The organism is Streptomyces sp. NPDC048483, assembly GCF_040651455.1.
GTDB lineage: Bacteria > Actinomycetota > Actinomycetes > Streptomycetales > Streptomycetaceae > Streptomyces.
Map to the genome: position 1 here is coordinate 15,861 of NZ_JBEZJZ010000030.1, position 16,573 is coordinate 32,433.

A 16,573-nucleotide genomic window follows, 5' to 3' on the forward strand; every position below is an offset into this window, starting at 1 on the left:
CAATGCCCCATATTTCCGACGCACTTGCCCCGCAATCCGAGGCCCCTAAGGCGACCCGCGGGCGTCCCCGGGCCACCCGCGAGGGGCGGCCAGGAAGACGTGTCCCGCCCGACTGCCGGTTGCAGTGTGACGGGGGCGAACGGTCGAACGAATCAGCAGCCCGGAACAAGTGCCCCGGCCCGGCAATCACTCACAAGATCTTCACACGTCACACATGGCATCCACAAAGTATCGCTGAGGGATCAACCCCGCGACACCCCATCCCGCCAAGTCACAGCGACACGCCACGAGACGAGCCACAGGGCACACCATGCGACGAGCCAGGGGACACACCACCCGGCCGAACCACGGGACACACATGGGACACCAGACGAGACACCTCACGCAGCCGAGCCCCGCACAGAACCCACGCCCCCGCGAGCCCCGTACCCGCGCGCTCCCCGCTCCCCCTCTACCCTCGCAACTCCCCCGCCACCAACTCCCCCACCTGTGCCGCATTCAAAGCCGCCCCCTTGCGCAGGTTGTCCCCGCACACGAACAGCTGCAGCGCCCGCGGGTCATCCAGCGACCGCCGCACCCGCCCCACCCACGTCGGATCCGTCCCCACCACATCGCATGGCGTAGGGAATTCGCCCTCCGCCGGGTCGTCGCTCAGCACTACCCCCGGCGCCGCGGCCAGGATCTCGTGCGCGCCGGCCACCGTCACCTCCCGCTCGAACCGCGCATGCACGGTCACCGAATGCCCCGTCAGGACCGGCACCCGTACGCAGGTAGCGGTGACCCGCAGATCCGGCAGCCCCAGGATCTTGCGGGATTCGTTACGGATCTTGAGCTCCTCCGAGGACCAGCCGTCCTCCTGGAGCGACCCGGCCCAGGGCACGACATTGAGCGCGATCGGCGCCGGGAACGGCCCGAGCGTGTCGCCGAGGGCGCGCCGCACATCGCCGGGCGTCGTGCCCAGCTCCGTACCGGCCACCGCGGAGAGCTGCGCGCGCAGTGTGTCGGCGCCGGCCTGTCCCGCCCCCGAGGCGGCCTGGTACGAGGAGACGATCAGCTCGCTCAGCCCGTACTCGGCGTGCAGCGCGCCCAGCGCGACGATCATCGAGAGGGTGGTGCAGTTCGGGTTGGCGATGATCCCGCGGGGGCGTACCCGCGCCGCGCAGGCATTGACCTCGGGTACGACAAGGGGCACGTCCGGATCCATCCGGAACGCGCCCGAGTTGTCCACCACCACCGCGCCCTTGGCCACCGCGACCGGTGCCCACTGTGCGGAGATCTCATCCGGTACGTCGAACATCGCGACATCTATGCCGTCGAAGGCATCCTCGCTCAGCGCGACGACCTCGACCTCCTCGCCCCGTACGGTCAGCTTGCGGCCGGCCGAACGGGGGGAGGCGATCAGCCGGATCTCGCCCCAGATGTCGGCATGCTCGGACAGGATGCCGAGCAGCACCGCGCCGACGGCACCGGTGGCGCCGACGACGGCGAGATGTGGCTTGGTGGCCGCGCGGGCGTCCGCCCCCGCGATGACCTCGTGGGACGGACGGCCCGCCTCGGCCGGAATCATGGTCCGGTGCCGCTCAGCGACCGGTGCCGCCGTAGACCACGGCCTCGTCACTCTCGGTGTCGAGACCGAAGGCGCTGTGCACGGCCTGTACGGCTTCCTTGACGTCATCGGCGCGGGTGACGACCGAGATGCGGATCTCGGAGGTCGAGATGAGCTCGATGTTCACGCCCGCGTTCGACAGCGCCTCGAAGAACGTCGCCGTCACGCCCGGGTTGGTCTTCATCCCCGCGCCGACCAGCGAGATCTTGGCGATCTGGTCGTCGTAGCGCAGCGAGTCGAAGCCGACCGCGGCACGGGTGCGCTCCAGCGCCGCGACGGCCTTGCGGCCCTCGTCCTTCGGCAGCGTGAAGGAGATGTCCGTCAGCCCGGTGGACGCCGCCGACACGTTCTGGACGACCATGTCGATGTTGACCTCGGAGTCCGCGATGGCACGGAAGATCCGCGCCGCCTCGCCCGGCTTGTCCGGAACTCCGACGACCGTGACCTTCGCCTCGGAGGTGTCGTGTGCGACGCCCGAGATGATTGCCTGCTCCATCGGCTGGTCCCCTTGCGGTTCGTTGCTGACCCACGTGCCCTTGAGCCCCGAGAACGAGGAGCGGACGTGGATCGGGATGTTGTAACGGCGTGCGTACTCGACGCAGCGGTGCAGCAGCACCTTGGAGCCGGAGCTGGCGAGCTCCAGCATGTCCTCGAAGGAGATCCAGTCGATCTTCCGGGCCTTCTTCACGACCCGCGGGTCGGCGGTGAAGACACCGTCCACATCGGTGTAGATCTCGCAGCACTCGGCGTCCAGCGCGGCCGCCAGCGCGACGGCGGTGGTGTCCGAGCCGCCCCGTCCGAGCGTCGTGATGTCCTTCTTGTCCTGGGACACACCCTGGAAGCCGGCGACGATGGCGATATTGCCCTCGTCGACCGAGCTCTTGATCCGGCCCGGCGTGACATCGATGATCCGTGCCTTGTTGTGCACGGAGTCGGTGATGACACCGGCCTGGCTGCCGGTGAAGGACTGCGCTTCATGGCCGAGGTTTTTGATCGCCATCGCCAGCAGGGCCATGGAGATCCGCTCTCCGGCGGTCAGCAGCATGTCGAACTCGCGCCCCGACGGAATCGGGGACACTTCCTGAGCGAGATCGATCAGCTCGTCCGTCGTGTCGCCCATCGCCGAAACCACGACGACCACCTGGTGGCCGTTCTTCTTGGCTTCGACGACTCGCTTGGCAACGCGCTTGATGCCCTCGGCATCCGCAACGGATGAGCCGCCGTACTTCTGCACGACAAGGCCCACGTGCGCTCCTCGCAACTGTCTCTTCGGGAGTTTCCTCCCGGACCCCCGGAAATGGGGGTACTGCGGTCGGCTCAGTCTAACGAGCGAGCGGTCTCCGCCCCGTAAATACCACATGGTGAGACGCGAAACTCATATAGCGATCATGGCGTGACCGCTGTCGAGCGCCGCGTCCGGCGGCGGATCCGCGTGGCGCATCCTCACGCCCGCTCGGCCAGCGCATGCCCGCTACGGGCCGGAGCACACGGGAACGTAACTCAGGTCACACGCTCGGGACCCGGCGCGCCCCCGCCCGCTCACGTCCCGGGCAGCCCCAGCGGCCCCGCGATCTCCGCCGCCATGACCTTTCCGGCCTCCTCGGCGAGCCGGTCCTCGTCGCCGTCGGTGCCGCTGTCGGTGTCCAGGCCGTCCAGCTCGTCCAGCGGCTGGTCGAGGCGTACGTGGGCGACCAGCGACTGCAGCGCGCGCAGCGCCGCCGAGGCGGTCGGGCCCCAGTTCGTGAGGTAGGAGAACTGCCACCACCACAGCGCCTCGACGACCCGGCCGGCGCGGTAGTGCGCCAGGCCGTGCCGCAGGTCGGTGACGATGTCGGCGAGGTCGTCGGAGATCCGGCAGGGCACCGGCTCCGAGCGCGGCACATACGGGTCGAAGACCTCGGAGTAGACGTCCACCGGGTCGAGCAGCGCCGCGAACCGCTCCCGCAGGTCGTCCACGTCCGGCTCCGGCCCGCTGTCGGGCTCGTACCGCTCGTCGGGGACGATGTCCTCGTGGGCGCCCAGCCGGCCGCCGGTGAGCAGGAGCTGGGAGATCTCCAGCAGCAGGAACGGCACCGCGCTGTCCGGCTCGTCGCCCTTGGCGACCTCCGTCACGGCGACGATGAAACTCTCGATCGAGTCGGAGATCGATACCGCGAAGTCGTCCGGGTCCTGCGTCGCGTTGTGCAGCGTGGCATCAGACATCGAGAAGTCTCCTCCCTTCGAAGGCCCGCCCGAGCGTGACCTCGTCGGCGTACTCCAGATCGCCTCCGACCGGCAGTCCGCTGGCCAGTCGCGTCACTTTCAGCCCCATGGGTTTGATCATGCGAGCCAGGTACGTGGCCGTGGCCTCGCCCTCCAGATTGGGGTCGGTGGCCAGGATCAGCTCGCTGACGGCACCGTCCGCGAGCCTGGTCAGCAACTCCCGTATCCGCAGGTCGTCGGGGCCGACGCCCTCGATCGGGCTGATCGCCCCACCGAGCACGTGATAGCGGCCGCGGAACTCCCGCGTCCGCTCGATCGCCACGACGTCCTTGGGCTCCTCCACAACACAGATGACCGCCGGATCGCGCCGCGGGTCCAGGCAGACCCGGCACTGCTCCTCCTGCGCCACATTGCCGCAGGTGCTGCAGAACCGGACCTTCGCCTTGACCTCCATCAGCGCGTTCGCGAGCCGTCGGACATCGGTCGGCTCGGCCTGAAGAATGTGGAAGGCGATCCGCTGCGCGCTCTTGGGACCGACGCCGGGCAGCCTGCCCAATTCGTCGATCAGGTCCTGAACCACGCCTTCATACACGGAACGTCTTCTCTCTCTTCTGCCGTGCTGCGTACGCTAGTTGGCTACTCCTCAGAAGGGGAGACCAGGGATGCCACTGCCGCCGCCCAGCCCCTGGGCGAGCGGGCCGAGCTTCTCCTGCTGCACCTGCTGGGCGCTGGCGTTCGCGTCCCGGACCGCCGCGAGGACGAGGTCGGCGAGGGTCTCGGCGGTGTCCTCGGCGGAGTCGGTGTCGACCGCCTTGGGGTCGATGACCAGGCCCTTGAGCTCACCGGAGCCGGTCACCGTCGCCTTGACCAGACCGCCGCCCGCGGAACCCTCGACGGGCGTCTCCGCCAGCTCCTGCTGGGCGGCCGCGAGGTCCTGCTGCATCTTCTGGGCCTGCTGAAGCAGCTGCTGCATATTGGGCTGACCACCGGGGATCACGACGTGACTCCTGCCATACGACAACGATTGGTGCGGTAGCCCGAGCCTACGTGTTTCCCGCCCCGCGCGCCCTACGCCGTACGGAGGAGCCCGTATATGCCCCGCAGGCCCCCGCAGGCACCGTCGTACGCCCCCGTTTCACGGCGATCCGGGCGTACGCGTACCCCTGTGGATCGGCCGCCCGACGCCCCCCTGTGACGGACCGCAATGGCAGGCAACAGTCCGTCACCCCGGGCATCTCCCCCACGTCTCCCTCGTCCTGCCCTCATCTCCCCCTCATCTCGCCCTCACTCGTCGTTGTTGAACTCTTCCACCACGGTCGCGCCCAGCTCGCGGACGATCAGGTCGTGACCGCTGAGCGCGGAGTCGACCAGATCCGGGTCGTCCTCAGCCGGCATGTCGTACTCGATCGACATCGGCGGGGGCTCCGGGGTGTACGAGGGCTCCGCCGCGGGAGCGCTCCGGCCACCTCCGGCGGACGCCGCCGGGGCCACCGCCTCCCGCGCCATCCGCGCGCCCTGGCCCCCGCCAACGGGGCCGCCGCCCTGGCCTCCCTGGCCGTACTGGCCACCAGCGCCCTCGGACGCCGCCGGGGCGCTCTGCCGGGGCGGCTGGGGGGCCGACTGCTGCGGAGCGGCGGGCGCCCCGCCTCCGAAGCCGCCACCGCCGCTGCGGGGCGCACCGCCGGCCGGCGGATTGGCACCGCCCGACGGGTCGACGATCGCCTCGACCCGCCACTGCACATGGAACCGCTCGGCCAGCACGTCCTTGAGGACGTCCTCGCTGCCGCCGTTGGCGAAGCTGTCGCGCGCTCCGGCGTTGGGGAAGCCGATCTGCAGGGTGGTGCCGTCGAACCCGGACACCTGGGCGTTCTGGCTCAGCAGGATCCAGGTGAAGCGCCGGCGGCCCTTGACCGCGTCCAGGATGTCCGGCCACATCTGCCGCACCTGTGCGGCTCCCTGCGCGCCACCGGCCGGAGGCTGCTGTACGGGCGCGGGCGCGCCGGCCGCGGGCCCGGCAGCGGGCGGCTGGGCGGGCGCACTGGTGGGCGGCCCGGCGGGCGCACCTCCTTGCGCTCCCTGGCCCCCCTGCCCCGGCGCTGCGGCCGACGGCCAGCCACCGGGCTGCCGCCCGCCACCGCCGCCGACACCGCCTCCGGAGCTTCCGGGCCACGCCCCTGGCCGTACGGACGCACTCGCCTGCCCGCCGGCCTGCGACGCCGCGCCCTCCGCATCGGCCCGCTGGTGCTCGCCACCGGAACCGCCGGCGGGCCTGGTGGGCGCGCCCCCAGCGACGGTCGGTGCGTCCTGCGAAGGAGCCGGAGCAGGGGCCTGCCCGGCGGGTGCCTCTGCACCCGTACCCGTCGCCGGGCCCGTATCCGTACCGCCACCACCCGGAGCGCCCGTGGCCCCCCGCACCGCGGCCCGCGCGGCCGCCGGCCCGGACGGTCCCGCCGGCGCCACCGGATGGGCCTCCGGCCCCGGCACATACCCGGCCGCAGGCCCGCCCCCGGAGGACACCACAGGCGCCCCGGCACCGGGCCTGCCGTCACCGGCCGGCATCCCGCTCACGCCGCCGACAGGCGCCACCGCACCCGCGCCGCGCTCCAGCCGGTCCAGCCGCGCCTGCACCGACCGCTCGTCGTCGTACGCGGCGGGCAGCAGCACCCGCGCACAGATCAGCTCCAGCTGCAGCCGCGGCGAGGTCGCCCCGCGCATCTCCGTCAGGCCCGTATTGACCAGGTCGGCGGCCCGGCTCAGCTCCGCCGCCCCGAACACGGACGCCTGCGCCGACATCCGCTCCACCACATCACCGGGGGCATCGATCAGCCCCTTCTCCCCCGCATCCGGCACCGCCGCCAAGATCACCAGATCACGCAGCCGCTCCAGCAGATCCGCCACGAACCGCCGCGGATCATTACCCCCCTCGATGACCCGGTCCACCACCTCGAAGGCCGCCGCCCCGTCCCCCGCGGCAAACGCCTCGACAAGGGAATCCAGCAGCGACCCGTCGGTGTACCCCAGCAGCGCCGTGGCCATGGCATACGTCACACCGTCGGCAGCCGCCCCGGCGAGCAGCTGGTCCATCACCGACATCGAGTCACGTACGGAACCGGCACCCGCCCGCACGACCAGCGGCAGCACGCCGTCCTCGACCGGGATGTCCTCCTGGCCGCACACCTGCCCCAGGTACTCGCGCAGCGTCCCCGGCGGCACCAGCCGGAACGGATAGTGATGCGTCCGCGACCGGATCGTCCCGATGACCTTCTCGGGCTCCGTGGTCGCGAAAATGAACTTCAGATGCTCCGGCGGCTCCTCGACGACCTTCAGCAGCGCATTGAAGCCCGCCGAGGTCACCATGTGCGCCTCGTCGATGATGTAGATCTTGTAGCGGCTGGCGGCCGGCCCGAAGAAGGCCTTCTCCCGCAGCTCACGGGCGTCGTCCACGCCACCGTGCGATGCCGCGTCGATCTCGATCACGTCGATCGACCCACGCCCGTTCCGCGCCAGGTCCACACACGACTGGCACGTACCGCAGGGCGTGGGAGTGGGACCTTCCTCACAGTTCAAGCACCGCGCCAGGATCCGCGCACTGGTCGTCTTGCCGCAGCCGCGCGGCCCACTGAACAGATACGCGTGGTTGACCCGGTTGTTCCGCAACGCCTGCTGCAGCGGATCGGTTACGTGCTCTTGCCCGATGACCTCGGCGAAGGTCTCGGGCCGGTAGCGGCGGTACAGCGCAAGGGACGACACGCATACGACGATATCGGGCCCCACTGACAACCGGACCGGCCCCGCAAACGCAAGCGCCCCCCACGCACCCGCCAGAGCCGACCTACCCTTGCTGCCTTCCGGCCCTGGGGGAGTTCAGTCAGATAGCGCCACGTGAGGGGCTGCGCACCACACTAGCCGATCCCCCACCCGAAAAACGAACCCGTCCCCCACCCCGCTCCCACCCGGCCCCGTCCTCCGGATCATGTTCGCGAGCACTCCCCAACGTCTTGTATTGTTTGCGGCGGAGGATTCGCCTAGTGGCCTAGGGCGCACGCTTGGAAAGCGTGTTGGGGGCAACCCCTCACGAGTTCGAATCTCGTATCCTCCGCCATTGCTCTCACCGGGCAATACGTCGAAGGGCCCCACCGCTTGCGGTGGGGCCCTTCGACGTTCTCCGTCTCAGTTTCCGTCTCACTTGCTTTCGGGCGGCGGTCCCCAGAGGGCTTCGCCGACCTGCCCGGCCGCTTTCTTCAGCAGGGCCCCGGTCACGTGCATGTACCGGGCCCGCATCCGAGCGGCACCACCCGGCTCCCAGCCCATGATCGCGTCCACCACGACATCCGGGACGCCGAACAGGAGCAGCACCGTCGCAGCGGTGTGGCGTGCGTCATGGAGCCTGCCGTCCCGGACCCCGGCGTCTTGCAGGAGCTGCTTCCACCGGTGGTAGTCCGTGTTCGGGATCAGAGGCCCGCCGGTGGGCGAAGCGAAGACCTACCCCGAGCCCTCCCACTCTGTGCCGGCCGCCGGGCGCTCCCGCTCCTGCTCCTCCTGGTGGGCACGAAGGCGGTGGCGGTTTCCTTCTTCTCGTCTGCGTGGATTTCGCTGTAGGCGAGGCGGGAGTGGTCGTCGACGGCGGTGTGGATGTAGCTGTAGCCGGCGCCGGAGCGGGTCTTGCGGCCTGCTGGGCGGCCGAGCGTCTTGTGGCCGCCATCGGGGATGTTGCCGAGCTTCTTGATGTCGACGTGGACGGGTTCGCCGGGCCGCTCGCGTTCGTAGCGGCGTATGACGCGGCCGGTGGCGCGGTCGAGATGCGCCAGGCGGGCCAGGCCGAAGCGGGACAGTACGCCGTGCACGGTCGAGGGCACCAGGCCCAGCAGGTGCGCGATGCGGGCCGGGCCCCCCGGCGCGCGAGCCGGACTTTGATAACCCGCCGCTCGGTCCGGGTCGGGGTGCGTCGCGGACTGTGCCGGGGGCGAGAAGACCGGTCCGCCATGCCGGCCTCACCCAGGGCACGGTAACGGGCCGACCACCGCTGGGCCGTGGTCGGGGAGACCTGGAAGCGTTCGGCGGCCCGTCGCAGGGGCCGGCCGTCCTCGACGACGCAGCGGGCCAGACGCAGCCGGCCGGTCTCGGTCAGGGGTGCATCACGGTGGGGCACGAGGGCCTTTCGGTCGGTGTAGACGTCGCAATCCACACCGAACGCGGAAGGCCCTCACCCGTTCAAGATCCCTCAACCGAGACCTGCCTCATCTGTCCACAACCTCCCCGGACAGAACACCTGGCCACAGAGCCGTTACCGATTTCTCTACCTCATCAAGCCCCTCCCTCCGGTCGGGGAAGAGGGAGGAGGGGGAACGCTCCAGGGCTCTCACGAGGGTGCCGTTCCCTTGCCGGGTCTCCAAGTGCCAATCGCACGGTATCCGCAGCCGGTTGATGCCGTGGAGAGCCGATCGAGGCCAGCAACCGTCATGTACCTCGGTGGTCAGCATCTCGCGGCGCGGTCCCCGCAGGAAGGCGAGCGGCTCGTGGCTCTGGCCCTGTGGGTGCTCTTGCCTTCGGCATCCGGTGCGCAAGCCAACGGCTTTGACAGCCGCCGCTACGGATCACACCCCACCGGCCCGCCACGCAGGCCGGCGCGGGCTCGTGGACTGGGGGCGACGCTCCTGCCTGCGGCCCCGCGCCACCACAGATGCCACGAGGTGACCCGATAGACGCTTTGCCCCGCCCAAAAGCAGCGCCGGACCGAGCAGACACCCCACGGGCCGACACCACCGCCGACGCTTTCCCCAGGCCGACCGCAGACACCACCACCGGCACAGGCTGAGCAGTCACCAGGCACCCGGATCTCAGGAGCGAGTCCAGGCGGGGAGCCCCGAGGGCGGCAAGGAAGGTGCGAATGAGGGGTGGTGAGGAGGTAGGTGGGGGCGGGGCCGGCGGCGCTACCGAACAACGCTCTCCTGCTGCTGACGCCAGCTGCGCCGAGACAGCCAAATTGACAGGTTGCTAAAAACCAAGGCCATAGCGATAAAAATCCAAACCATCATGCCTGTAACGCTACATCGGGTGATCATGGGTGTGGCCAGCAGTTCGTCTGTCTCGTTGGAGTGTTGCTGTACAGCAGCGAAGTACAGCAACTACAGCAACTGCTCCCGTCCAAGAGCACTCTTCAGGGGCTCCAAGGCGACCGGTGCGACCGCCAGCGACCGATCTTGTGAGAGCTACGGATCAGAAGGGCCTGCGAATTCCGTGGGCTTCGAGCGCGTCCGTGTACCGCAGGAGCTTCTCTCCCAGGTCGGCATGGAGGAGGCTCGCCACGTGTCGGGCCCCCTCCAGGTTGCCGGCGGCGCACAGCTCGACGAGTTCGGCCACGTCCGTCCGGAGGATGCTGAGGGTGTCCCCCTGGATCAAGACTCCGGGGAAGTTGCGTCCCGGGAGGCGCACCACGGCGTCGTTGCTGCCAGCGGTGAACAGCTCGGCCTCTACGCGTTCCATCGGAGCCCCCGTCTCAGTTTCCGTCTCATTCAGCGCCGTTCACGAGTGTTCAGGGCGGGACCGGAGCCGGTACCGGCTGGGCCGCTGACCCGGCGCGAACGCAGGTGAACAGCCTCGTACGCAGCCCTGTACGGCGGCAACAGACTTGGAAAGCGTGTGGGGGACAACCCCTCACGAGTTCGAATCTCGTATCCTCCGCACCCGCCTGAACAGGCGAAACGAAGAGCCGAGCCACAACCGTGGCTCGGCTCTTCGGCGTGGATCGGCTGCAGTTTTGGTTGCGTTCTGCGTGACGGAGTCACGGCAGCGGTCAGAGCCCGATCATCCGGACCTTGCCGCCGCACAGGCGGGTCATGTCATCGACATCCGACGTGAGGATGGCGGCCGGGCCGGGCCGGCGCAGGGCCGCTTCCGCGACTGTCGCGTCAATCGCGTACGTGTGCCCGTGCAGACCTGTGGCCTTGAGCAGCTGTGCCGCCGCCTTGGCCGCTGCCTCCGTGACCGGCTCCACCTTGACCCGGGACAGCGCCCACTGCAGCCGGGGCAGATTCACCCTGGAGTGGCTCACCTCCACGATGGTGTTGGCACTGACGACGAGGTCTGCGCCCATGTCGTGGAACAGCTGGAACATCGCCAGAATCTTCCGGTCCTGGGCAATCCAGGCCGAGTGGCCCGCGGCACCGGCCGACACCGACCCGGTCGCCGCCCTCGCCGCGGCCTGGCCGCAGAACGGGGAGTGAGAAGGGCAGAGTCTGGACTCACTCGCGCTGCTCCACTCCCGTGGTTGCAGTTCTGGTTGCGTTCGCTGGCGTACCGCAGCTCCGGACCTCGGCGAGCATCTCGTCGCGCTCGGTCCGCCCTCCACTCGGTCGTACCCCGCCATCAACCGATCGGCTGATGCCGCTTCGCGCGCGATGGCCGATGTCCGCGCCTGCCCCGCCCCGTCCTTCGCCGTCGAGGAGGGGGAGATCTTCGGCATCCTCGGCCCCAACGGCGCCTCAGGAAGGCCGGTCGGCCACTTCATGGCGGAGGAGGACGACCTGGGAGTCGAAGGTCCGGGATTCGGCGAGGGTGAGGTGGAGTCGCTGCTGGGGGGCGCGGAAGACGGGCTTGCCGCCGCCGAGCACGACGGGGTGGACGAAGATCTGGTACTCGTCGATCAGTTGATGTTCGGTGAGGAAGCCGGCGAGTGCGGAGCCGCCGAACAGCAGCAGGTGGGCGCCGCTCCGCTTGAGGGCGGTGAGCTCCTCGACGACGTCCGTGTTGATCACGCGGGTGTTCCAGTCGGCCTCCTTGAGCGTCGAGGAGACCACGATCTTGGGGGTCTTGCGCCAGACGGGGGCGAACGCGAGGTCGTGCTCGTGGGTGGAGTGCTCCTCGGCGTGGGGCCAGTAGCCGGACATCATGTCCCACACCGTGCGGCCGTAGAGAAAGATGTCGACGCCGGCGGTGAGGGCCTGCGAGTAGCCGGAGAGCTCGCCGCCCATGACGGGCCAGTCGAACTCGCCGTTCGGGCCCTCGATGTAGCCGTCCAGCGACTGGTGCACGAAGTGGGTGATCTTTCCCATGGGGTTCTCCTGCTGCGTGAAGGTGCCGGTGCGGTTACTGGCCGGCCGGGCGTGCGGGGGCGTAGGCGTGGACCTGGGCGCCGGTGCTGAAGGTGGTGGTGCCGATCGGCCGGAGGGTCTTCTTCGGGGACCTCTCGGTGAACAGGCGCTTGCCGGTGCCTTCGATGACAGGGTGGGCCCACAGCCGCAGTTCGTCGATCAGGTCGCACTCCAGGAGCGTGTTGACGAGATCGCCGCTGCCGTAGATGAGCAGGTCCCCGCCGTCCTGCTGCTTGAGCTCGGCCACCGCCGCCGGCACGTCGCCGCCGAGGAACGTGGCGTTCCACTCGGGGGTCTCCAGCGTGGTGGTGGCCACGTACTTGGGCATGGAGTTCATCTTGTCGGCGAAGCCGTCCTCGTCGGTCATGGACGGCCATGCCTGGACGAAGCCCTGGTAGGTGACGCGGCCCAGGAGGAGGGCATCGGCGGCGAACAGCTGGGCCTGGGCGAACTTCGCCGCCTCGTCGTTGAAGAACGGGGCCGTCCACGCCGGGTTCTCCACGACGCCGTCGAGCGTGATGTACACGGATGCAATGACCTTGCGCATGTGAGGGCTTCCTCCGGGAGACGGGCACAGCAGTACCCTTGTGTACGATGTCCACATTCGGAGGGTGCAGTGATCCGCGCCCCCCGGTCGATCTTGCAGAAGCCTAAACGAGTTAAGTGGATGCTGTCCACATTGGAGTTGGTGATGGCTGCAGAGGCCGACAAGCCGAAGCGGAACACCTACCGCCACGGCGACCTTCGCAACGCGCTGATCGAGGCCGGTCTCGAACTCGCCCGCGAGGGCGGGCCGGAGGCCGTGGCACTACGGGCCGCCACCCGCCAGGCGGGAGTCGTACCCAACGCGGCCTACCGTCACTTCGCCGACCGGGGCGCACTGCTGCACGCCGTCTCCCAGGCGGCGATGGCCCGGGTCGCCCGCACCATGGAGGCCGAACAGGCCGCCCTGCCGGAGGCGGCGGACCCGGCGGCCCGTGCCCGGGCCCGCTTCCGCGCGGTCGGCACCGGCTATCTGCGCTTCGCCCAGGAGGAACCCGGCCTGTTCCGCACCGCGTTCCACGTCCCCGGCGACATGACCCACGCCGCCGCCGACACCGCCGCCGGAACCAGCGGCAAGACCCCCTTCGAGCTCCTCGGCGCGGCTCTCGACGACCTCGTGGCCACGGGACTGCTGCCCGAAGACCGGCGGCCCGGCGCCGAGTTCCTCGCCTGGTCCGCCGTCCACGGCCTCGCCGCCCTCGTCATCGACGGCCCCCTCCGCGGCCTTCACCCCACCCAGGCCCACGACGCGGGCCAGCAGGTGATCGACATGATCGAACGCGGCATCTGACCCTCGGATCGAGCCTGGTGAGGCTTCATCACGCCCCGTCCCGCCCCGTCGGACAGGCCCTGATACGGCGGTGGTGATCCGCTCGGCGAGCCCCTGGGCGCGGACGGCTTGCGCAGCTGCCCCCTTGCTGCGTGTCGTTCCGCCGCCCCCCAGGCCCGCAGGCCCGGTTGCCGGTGGCGGGTGCGGCGGGCCGCCCGTGACGTGTCCGGAACGGCCCGCCCTGCCCGTGGTCCTGGTGCTCTTGCCTCTTACTGCGGCGTATCGGCGCCGAGGGTGGTGTCCGGGACACAGATGATCCCGTCGAACGCCTCCAGGGCCGGGATCTCGAGGAAGGCGGTGTCCAACCGGGTGCGGACCGGCTCCGGCAGCCCGTGACGGCGCGCGTACGCGCGCAGCGCCCGCGCGTCCACCAGGGCCGGCTCCCCGGGCACGCCCGCGAACAGCGCCTCGACGCTGTCCGGCGCGGCCTCAGGGGTGGTGGCCCGGCCCCAGCGCATTCCGAGCGGGTGGTCCCGGTCGGGCACGTTCTCCACCGTCTCGCCTCCGTTGCCGGTCAGCGCGAGGGGAACGTAGTCCGCGCCGAGCGCCCGGGAGAGCAGATGGCCCATGGTCGTCACCGCCAGTGGGCCGTCGGCCTGGTTGGCGGAGCGCTGGATGTGGGCGTTGTGCCCGACCAGGACGACGCGGCTGCCGGGCCCGGACCGCTCCAGGAACTCCAGCAGCGTGTCGGCCAGATAGCGCTCCCGGGCGGCGAAGTTCAGGCCGTCGGGCGCGCCCGCGAGCGCTTCGGCCATGGCGCGCTGGGCCCGGTCGGTCGTCACTGCCGCGCGGACGTCCGACAGCGCGGTCTCGTACGCCGTGCGGCCGCTGCGCCCGGTGTAGATCTCGCGCAGGTCCGTGAAACGGCCCAGCAGCCGGGCGAGCGCGGTGGTGAGGCGGTCCTGCTCCGCCGGGTCCAGGTCGAGCCTGGCGTAGGCGGGCACCATGACCGTCCCGCCCGCGATCGGCTCGGAGACCTCCAGCGCGGTGTTCAGGAAGCGCAGCGCGCCGGGGTCCACGGTGGCCAAGTAGGCGGCGACCGGCTCCAGTACGGGCGCGAGCGAGCCACCCGCCATGGGGATGTCGCAGCCGACGAAGCGGACCGGGTGCGCGGCGCCGGCGTTGTGACGGCGCAGCCATCGCAGGGTGTCCCGGCACTCGGCCGGCTGCCCCAGGCCCTTGCTGACCTTGGCGCCGTTACCTTCGTCTTCGTCTTCGTCTTCGCCTTCGGTGCCGTTGCCGTGGGCTCCGCTGCTTTCGGGGGCCAGGAGGTCGTCGATGTCGCCCGGCCCGCCCTGGATCCAGGCGTCCACGGCGCGGCCCTCGGCGGCTCCGTACTCCATGGCGTAGACGGTGAAGCCCAGTTCCTCGACGAGGAAGCGCAGGATGCGGTGGCGCAGCAGGCCGAACTCGCGGATCTGGTGGGAGTTCTCACCGAGGGCGACCACGCGGGCGCCGCCGACGAGGCCGCGCAGCGGCTCCAGGTCGTCGAGCGGCGCTCCCGGGTCCGCTCCGGGGCCGAGATCGGCCAGCCGGGAGGCGTGCCGGGTGACCCACTGCGTCAGTTCGGCGGGGGCGGCCGCCAGGGTCGGCTCGGCCGGAGGGAGGAGATCACGCAGATCGCTGTGGTGGTGGTGGGCGCCGTGGTGGTGGTTCTGGTCGTTCATGGAAGGTGCTCCGCGGTGTGAGTCATCGTCGGAGCCGGGCAGCGTCGAGCACCGCACCGGCGGGGAACCGGAGTGCGGCGAAGCTGTGCGCAACGAACGTCGGCCGCAGCTTGCCGCTAGGCGGCGCTGCGGGGCCTGAGGAACCAGCTCTGCCCGGTGCACATGAACATGTCGGGGACCGTACCAAGGGCGGTCGCGGCACGCATCGCCATTTCCGGCGGGGCATGCGCGGCGTACGGAGAGCAGCCGGGCCGGCGAGAAAGACGATCGCTGCGGCGATCTCCTCGGGGCGGCCGTAGCGGCCGAGGGGCACCGCTGCAGTGAGGGCGGAGGCCGGCGGCCCTTCCCCGGCCGCCATGTCGCCGGTCAGCTGCCGGGCGGCCGGAAGTCGACGCCCTTCTTGGCGGCCTCATCGATCTCCTCGACGGCCAGCAGCGGTGTCGCCTTGGAGTGCAGCGCCCCGGAGGCCCGGACCGTCATCGAGACGGCGGCCATGGACAGGGGGTCGGGGAAGTCGATGATGCAGTACAGGTCGTCCTCTCCGTAGGCGAAATACATCGCCTCGAGCGTGCCTCCGCAGGAGGCGACGGCCTGCTCCACGGCGGCTCGCCGACTGCTGCCGCCCTCGCTGAGCAGGCCTTTCGCTCCCTCGGGGGTGTAGCTCGCCTGAACCAGGTACTTCGGCATGCGGCTCTCCCGTGCTCCCGTGCTCCCGTGCTCCCGTGCTCCGGTGGGCCGCTGCCACGGCGCGCCGGATGCGGCTGCATCCACTATGGACCGGTGTGGTGCGGCTGCGGCCGTTATGTTCCGCCGAACGGACCGGACGGGCGCGGTGGCGGGACGGACCCGGTGGCGGGGCCGAGCGCGGTGATCACCGTCGTGCGGGCAGCAGATGAGCGGGCGGCGGTACGGGTACGGGAGCGGCCCCCGGCTCCTCGGGTACGCGCTGTACGCAACGCCGGAGAACGGCGAGTGCGGCGACCAGCACCCAGGCGTCGGTCCCGAAGGCGGCAAGCCGTTCCAGGGTGCCCATGCCGATTCCGGGGTCGTACTGGCCGAAGAACATCCCCGCGGCGGCCGACGCGACCACGGCGACGGCGAGGGTGAAGGGGCGCAGTCCGCCGAGCAGGGAGCCGCGGCGGAGGAATCCCGCACACAAGAGCCCCAGGTTCCCGAACCCCATGATGATCAATGCGCCCAGTACGTGGAGGTTTTCGTCGACGTCGGCGGGGACGAAGCCCACGAGGCCCCATGCGGCCGCCTGGATCAGGAACAGGATTCTGCTGGTCAGCGACATGCCGCCGCGCCCCCAGCAGGCGGCGCCGGTCATCAGGGCGCCGGCCAGCAGGAGCGCGCCATGGACGACGAAGGAGGTGTTCATGAGGTCGTGCAGGGGTGAGCACACATAGCGCGGCCGGGAGACGTCCCAGGTCCGGCAGTGGACGTTGCCCAGGTCGCTGATGTTGTTGCGTACCCAGCTGTAGGGCGTGCGCCAGGCGGCGCCCACGGCCAGTTGGACGGCCATGAACTGCACGGCGGCGATGATCCACAGGACGGCGCCGATTCTGGCGCCTGTACGGACTTGGGTGTGGGTCGTACGGGTTCGGGTTCGGGTTTCCGGGTGTGACACCGGGTT

The 16,573-nt window shown here is 70.2% G+C and carries 15 protein-coding genes, 1 tRNA gene, 1 other RNA gene and 2 pseudogenes; 3 read left to right on the forward strand and 16 right to left on the reverse strand.

What is annotated here, in order from left to right:
* Positions 1 to 451: 451 nt before the first annotated feature.
* The 7 genes from AB0D04_RS17935 to ffs form a co-directional block, all read right to left on the reverse strand.
* Positions 452 to 1,567, reverse strand: coding sequence for an aspartate-semialdehyde dehydrogenase (locus AB0D04_RS17935; protein WP_362703912.1), 1,116 nt, complete (start codon positions 1,565 to 1,567; stop codon positions 452 to 454).
* Between the two features lie 13 nt (positions 1,568 to 1,580).
* Positions 1,581 to 2,852 carry an aspartate kinase gene (locus tag AB0D04_RS17940; RefSeq protein WP_362703914.1) on the reverse strand — a complete coding sequence of 424 codons (1,272 nt, stop codon included), beginning with the start codon at positions 2,850 to 2,852 and terminating at the stop codon, positions 1,581 to 1,583.
* Positions 2,853 to 3,145: 293 nt separating this feature from the next.
* Positions 3,146 to 3,808, reverse strand: coding sequence for a DUF5063 domain-containing protein (locus AB0D04_RS17945; RefSeq protein ID WP_362703917.1), 663 nt, complete (start codon positions 3,806 to 3,808; stop codon positions 3,146 to 3,148).
* A complete protein-coding gene (recR, locus tag AB0D04_RS17950; RefSeq protein ID WP_362703919.1) occupies positions 3,801 to 4,400 on the reverse strand; it encodes a recombination mediator RecR in 600 nt (199 codons plus the stop codon). Before recR ends, AB0D04_RS17945 begins: the two co-directional genes overlap by 8 nt.
* A gap of 51 nt (positions 4,401 to 4,451) precedes the next feature.
* The gene (locus AB0D04_RS17955) at positions 4,452 to 4,805 is read right to left on the reverse strand and encodes a YbaB/EbfC family nucleoid-associated protein (protein ID WP_362703921.1); all 354 of its coding nucleotides are present in this window, start codon (positions 4,803 to 4,805) and stop codon (positions 4,452 to 4,454) included.
* Between the two features lie 287 nt (positions 4,806 to 5,092).
* A complete protein-coding gene (locus AB0D04_RS17960; protein ID WP_362703923.1) occupies positions 5,093 to 7,558 on the reverse strand; it encodes a DNA polymerase III subunit gamma and tau in 2,466 nt (821 codons plus the stop codon).
* Between the two features lie 46 nt (positions 7,559 to 7,604).
* Positions 7,605 to 7,703, reverse strand: an RNA gene (ffs, locus tag AB0D04_RS17965) — signal recognition particle sRNA small type.
* Positions 7,704 to 7,822: 119 nt separating this feature from the next.
* Between ffs and AB0D04_RS17970 the strand changes: the two genes are divergently transcribed.
* Positions 7,823 to 7,910: transfer RNA gene (locus tag AB0D04_RS17970), tRNA-Ser, on the forward strand.
* An 80-nt stretch (positions 7,911 to 7,990) separates the two neighbouring features.
* On the opposite strand, the pseudogene AB0D04_RS17975 reads toward AB0D04_RS17970, so the two are convergent.
* The 4 genes and pseudogenes from AB0D04_RS17975 to AB0D04_RS17990 form a co-directional block, all read right to left on the reverse strand.
* Positions 7,991 to 8,362 (reverse strand): annotated as a pseudogene (locus tag AB0D04_RS17975) (tyrosine-type recombinase/integrase); the annotation flags it as partial.
* A 5-nt stretch (positions 8,363 to 8,367) separates the two neighbouring features.
* Positions 8,368 to 8,957, reverse strand: a pseudogene (locus AB0D04_RS17980) (leucine zipper domain-containing protein); the annotation flags it as partial.
* 1,067 nt (positions 8,958 to 10,024) lie between these two features.
* Positions 10,025 to 10,291, reverse strand: a complete 267-nt coding sequence (locus tag AB0D04_RS17985; protein WP_362703924.1) for a hypothetical protein — start codon at positions 10,289 to 10,291, stop codon at positions 10,025 to 10,027.
* Between the two features lie 310 nt (positions 10,292 to 10,601).
* Positions 10,602 to 10,922 (reverse strand): DNA-binding protein, encoded by a 321-nt coding sequence (locus AB0D04_RS17990; protein ID WP_362703926.1) that lies wholly within the window; start codon positions 10,920 to 10,922, stop codon positions 10,602 to 10,604.
* Between AB0D04_RS17990 and AB0D04_RS17995 the strand changes: the two genes are divergently transcribed.
* On the forward strand, positions 10,900 to 11,031 hold the full coding sequence (locus AB0D04_RS17995) for a hypothetical protein (RefSeq protein WP_362703928.1): 132 nt from the start codon (positions 10,900 to 10,902) through the stop codon (positions 11,029 to 11,031). The genes AB0D04_RS17990 and AB0D04_RS17995 overlap by 23 nt on opposite strands.
* A gap of 258 nt (positions 11,032 to 11,289) precedes the next feature.
* Here AB0D04_RS17995 and AB0D04_RS18000 read toward each other — a convergent pair whose 3' ends face one another.
* Positions 11,290 to 11,859 carry a dihydrofolate reductase family protein gene (locus AB0D04_RS18000; protein WP_362703931.1) on the reverse strand — a complete coding sequence of 190 codons (570 nt, stop codon included), beginning with the start codon at positions 11,857 to 11,859 and terminating at the stop codon, positions 11,290 to 11,292.
* A gap of 34 nt (positions 11,860 to 11,893) precedes the next feature.
* Positions 11,894 to 12,445, reverse strand: a complete 552-nt coding sequence (locus AB0D04_RS18005) for a dihydrofolate reductase family protein (protein WP_362703933.1) — start codon at positions 12,443 to 12,445, stop codon at positions 11,894 to 11,896.
* 120 nt (positions 12,446 to 12,565) lie between these two features.
* Between AB0D04_RS18005 and AB0D04_RS18010 the strand changes: the two genes are divergently transcribed.
* Positions 12,566 to 13,231 (forward strand): TetR/AcrR family transcriptional regulator, encoded by a 666-nt coding sequence (locus AB0D04_RS18010; RefSeq protein ID WP_362703936.1) that lies wholly within the window; start codon positions 12,566 to 12,568, stop codon positions 13,229 to 13,231.
* 248 nt (positions 13,232 to 13,479) lie between these two features.
* Here the strand turns inward: AB0D04_RS18010 and AB0D04_RS18015 are convergent, their stop codons facing one another.
* From AB0D04_RS18015 to AB0D04_RS18025, 3 genes are all read right to left on the reverse strand, one after another.
* On the reverse strand, positions 13,480 to 14,937 hold the full coding sequence (locus tag AB0D04_RS18015) for an erythromycin esterase family protein (protein WP_362703939.1): 1,458 nt from the start codon (positions 14,935 to 14,937) through the stop codon (positions 13,480 to 13,482).
* 366 nt (positions 14,938 to 15,303) lie between these two features.
* Complete coding sequence (locus tag AB0D04_RS18020; protein ID WP_362703942.1) at positions 15,304 to 15,624, reverse strand: GYD domain-containing protein; 321 nt, start codon at positions 15,622 to 15,624, stop codon at positions 15,304 to 15,306.
* Positions 15,625 to 15,808: 184 nt separating this feature from the next.
* Positions 15,809 to 16,567, reverse strand: a complete 759-nt coding sequence (locus AB0D04_RS18025) for a DUF998 domain-containing protein (RefSeq protein WP_362703945.1) — start codon at positions 16,565 to 16,567, stop codon at positions 15,809 to 15,811.
* Positions 16,568 to 16,573 lie beyond the last annotated feature (6 nt).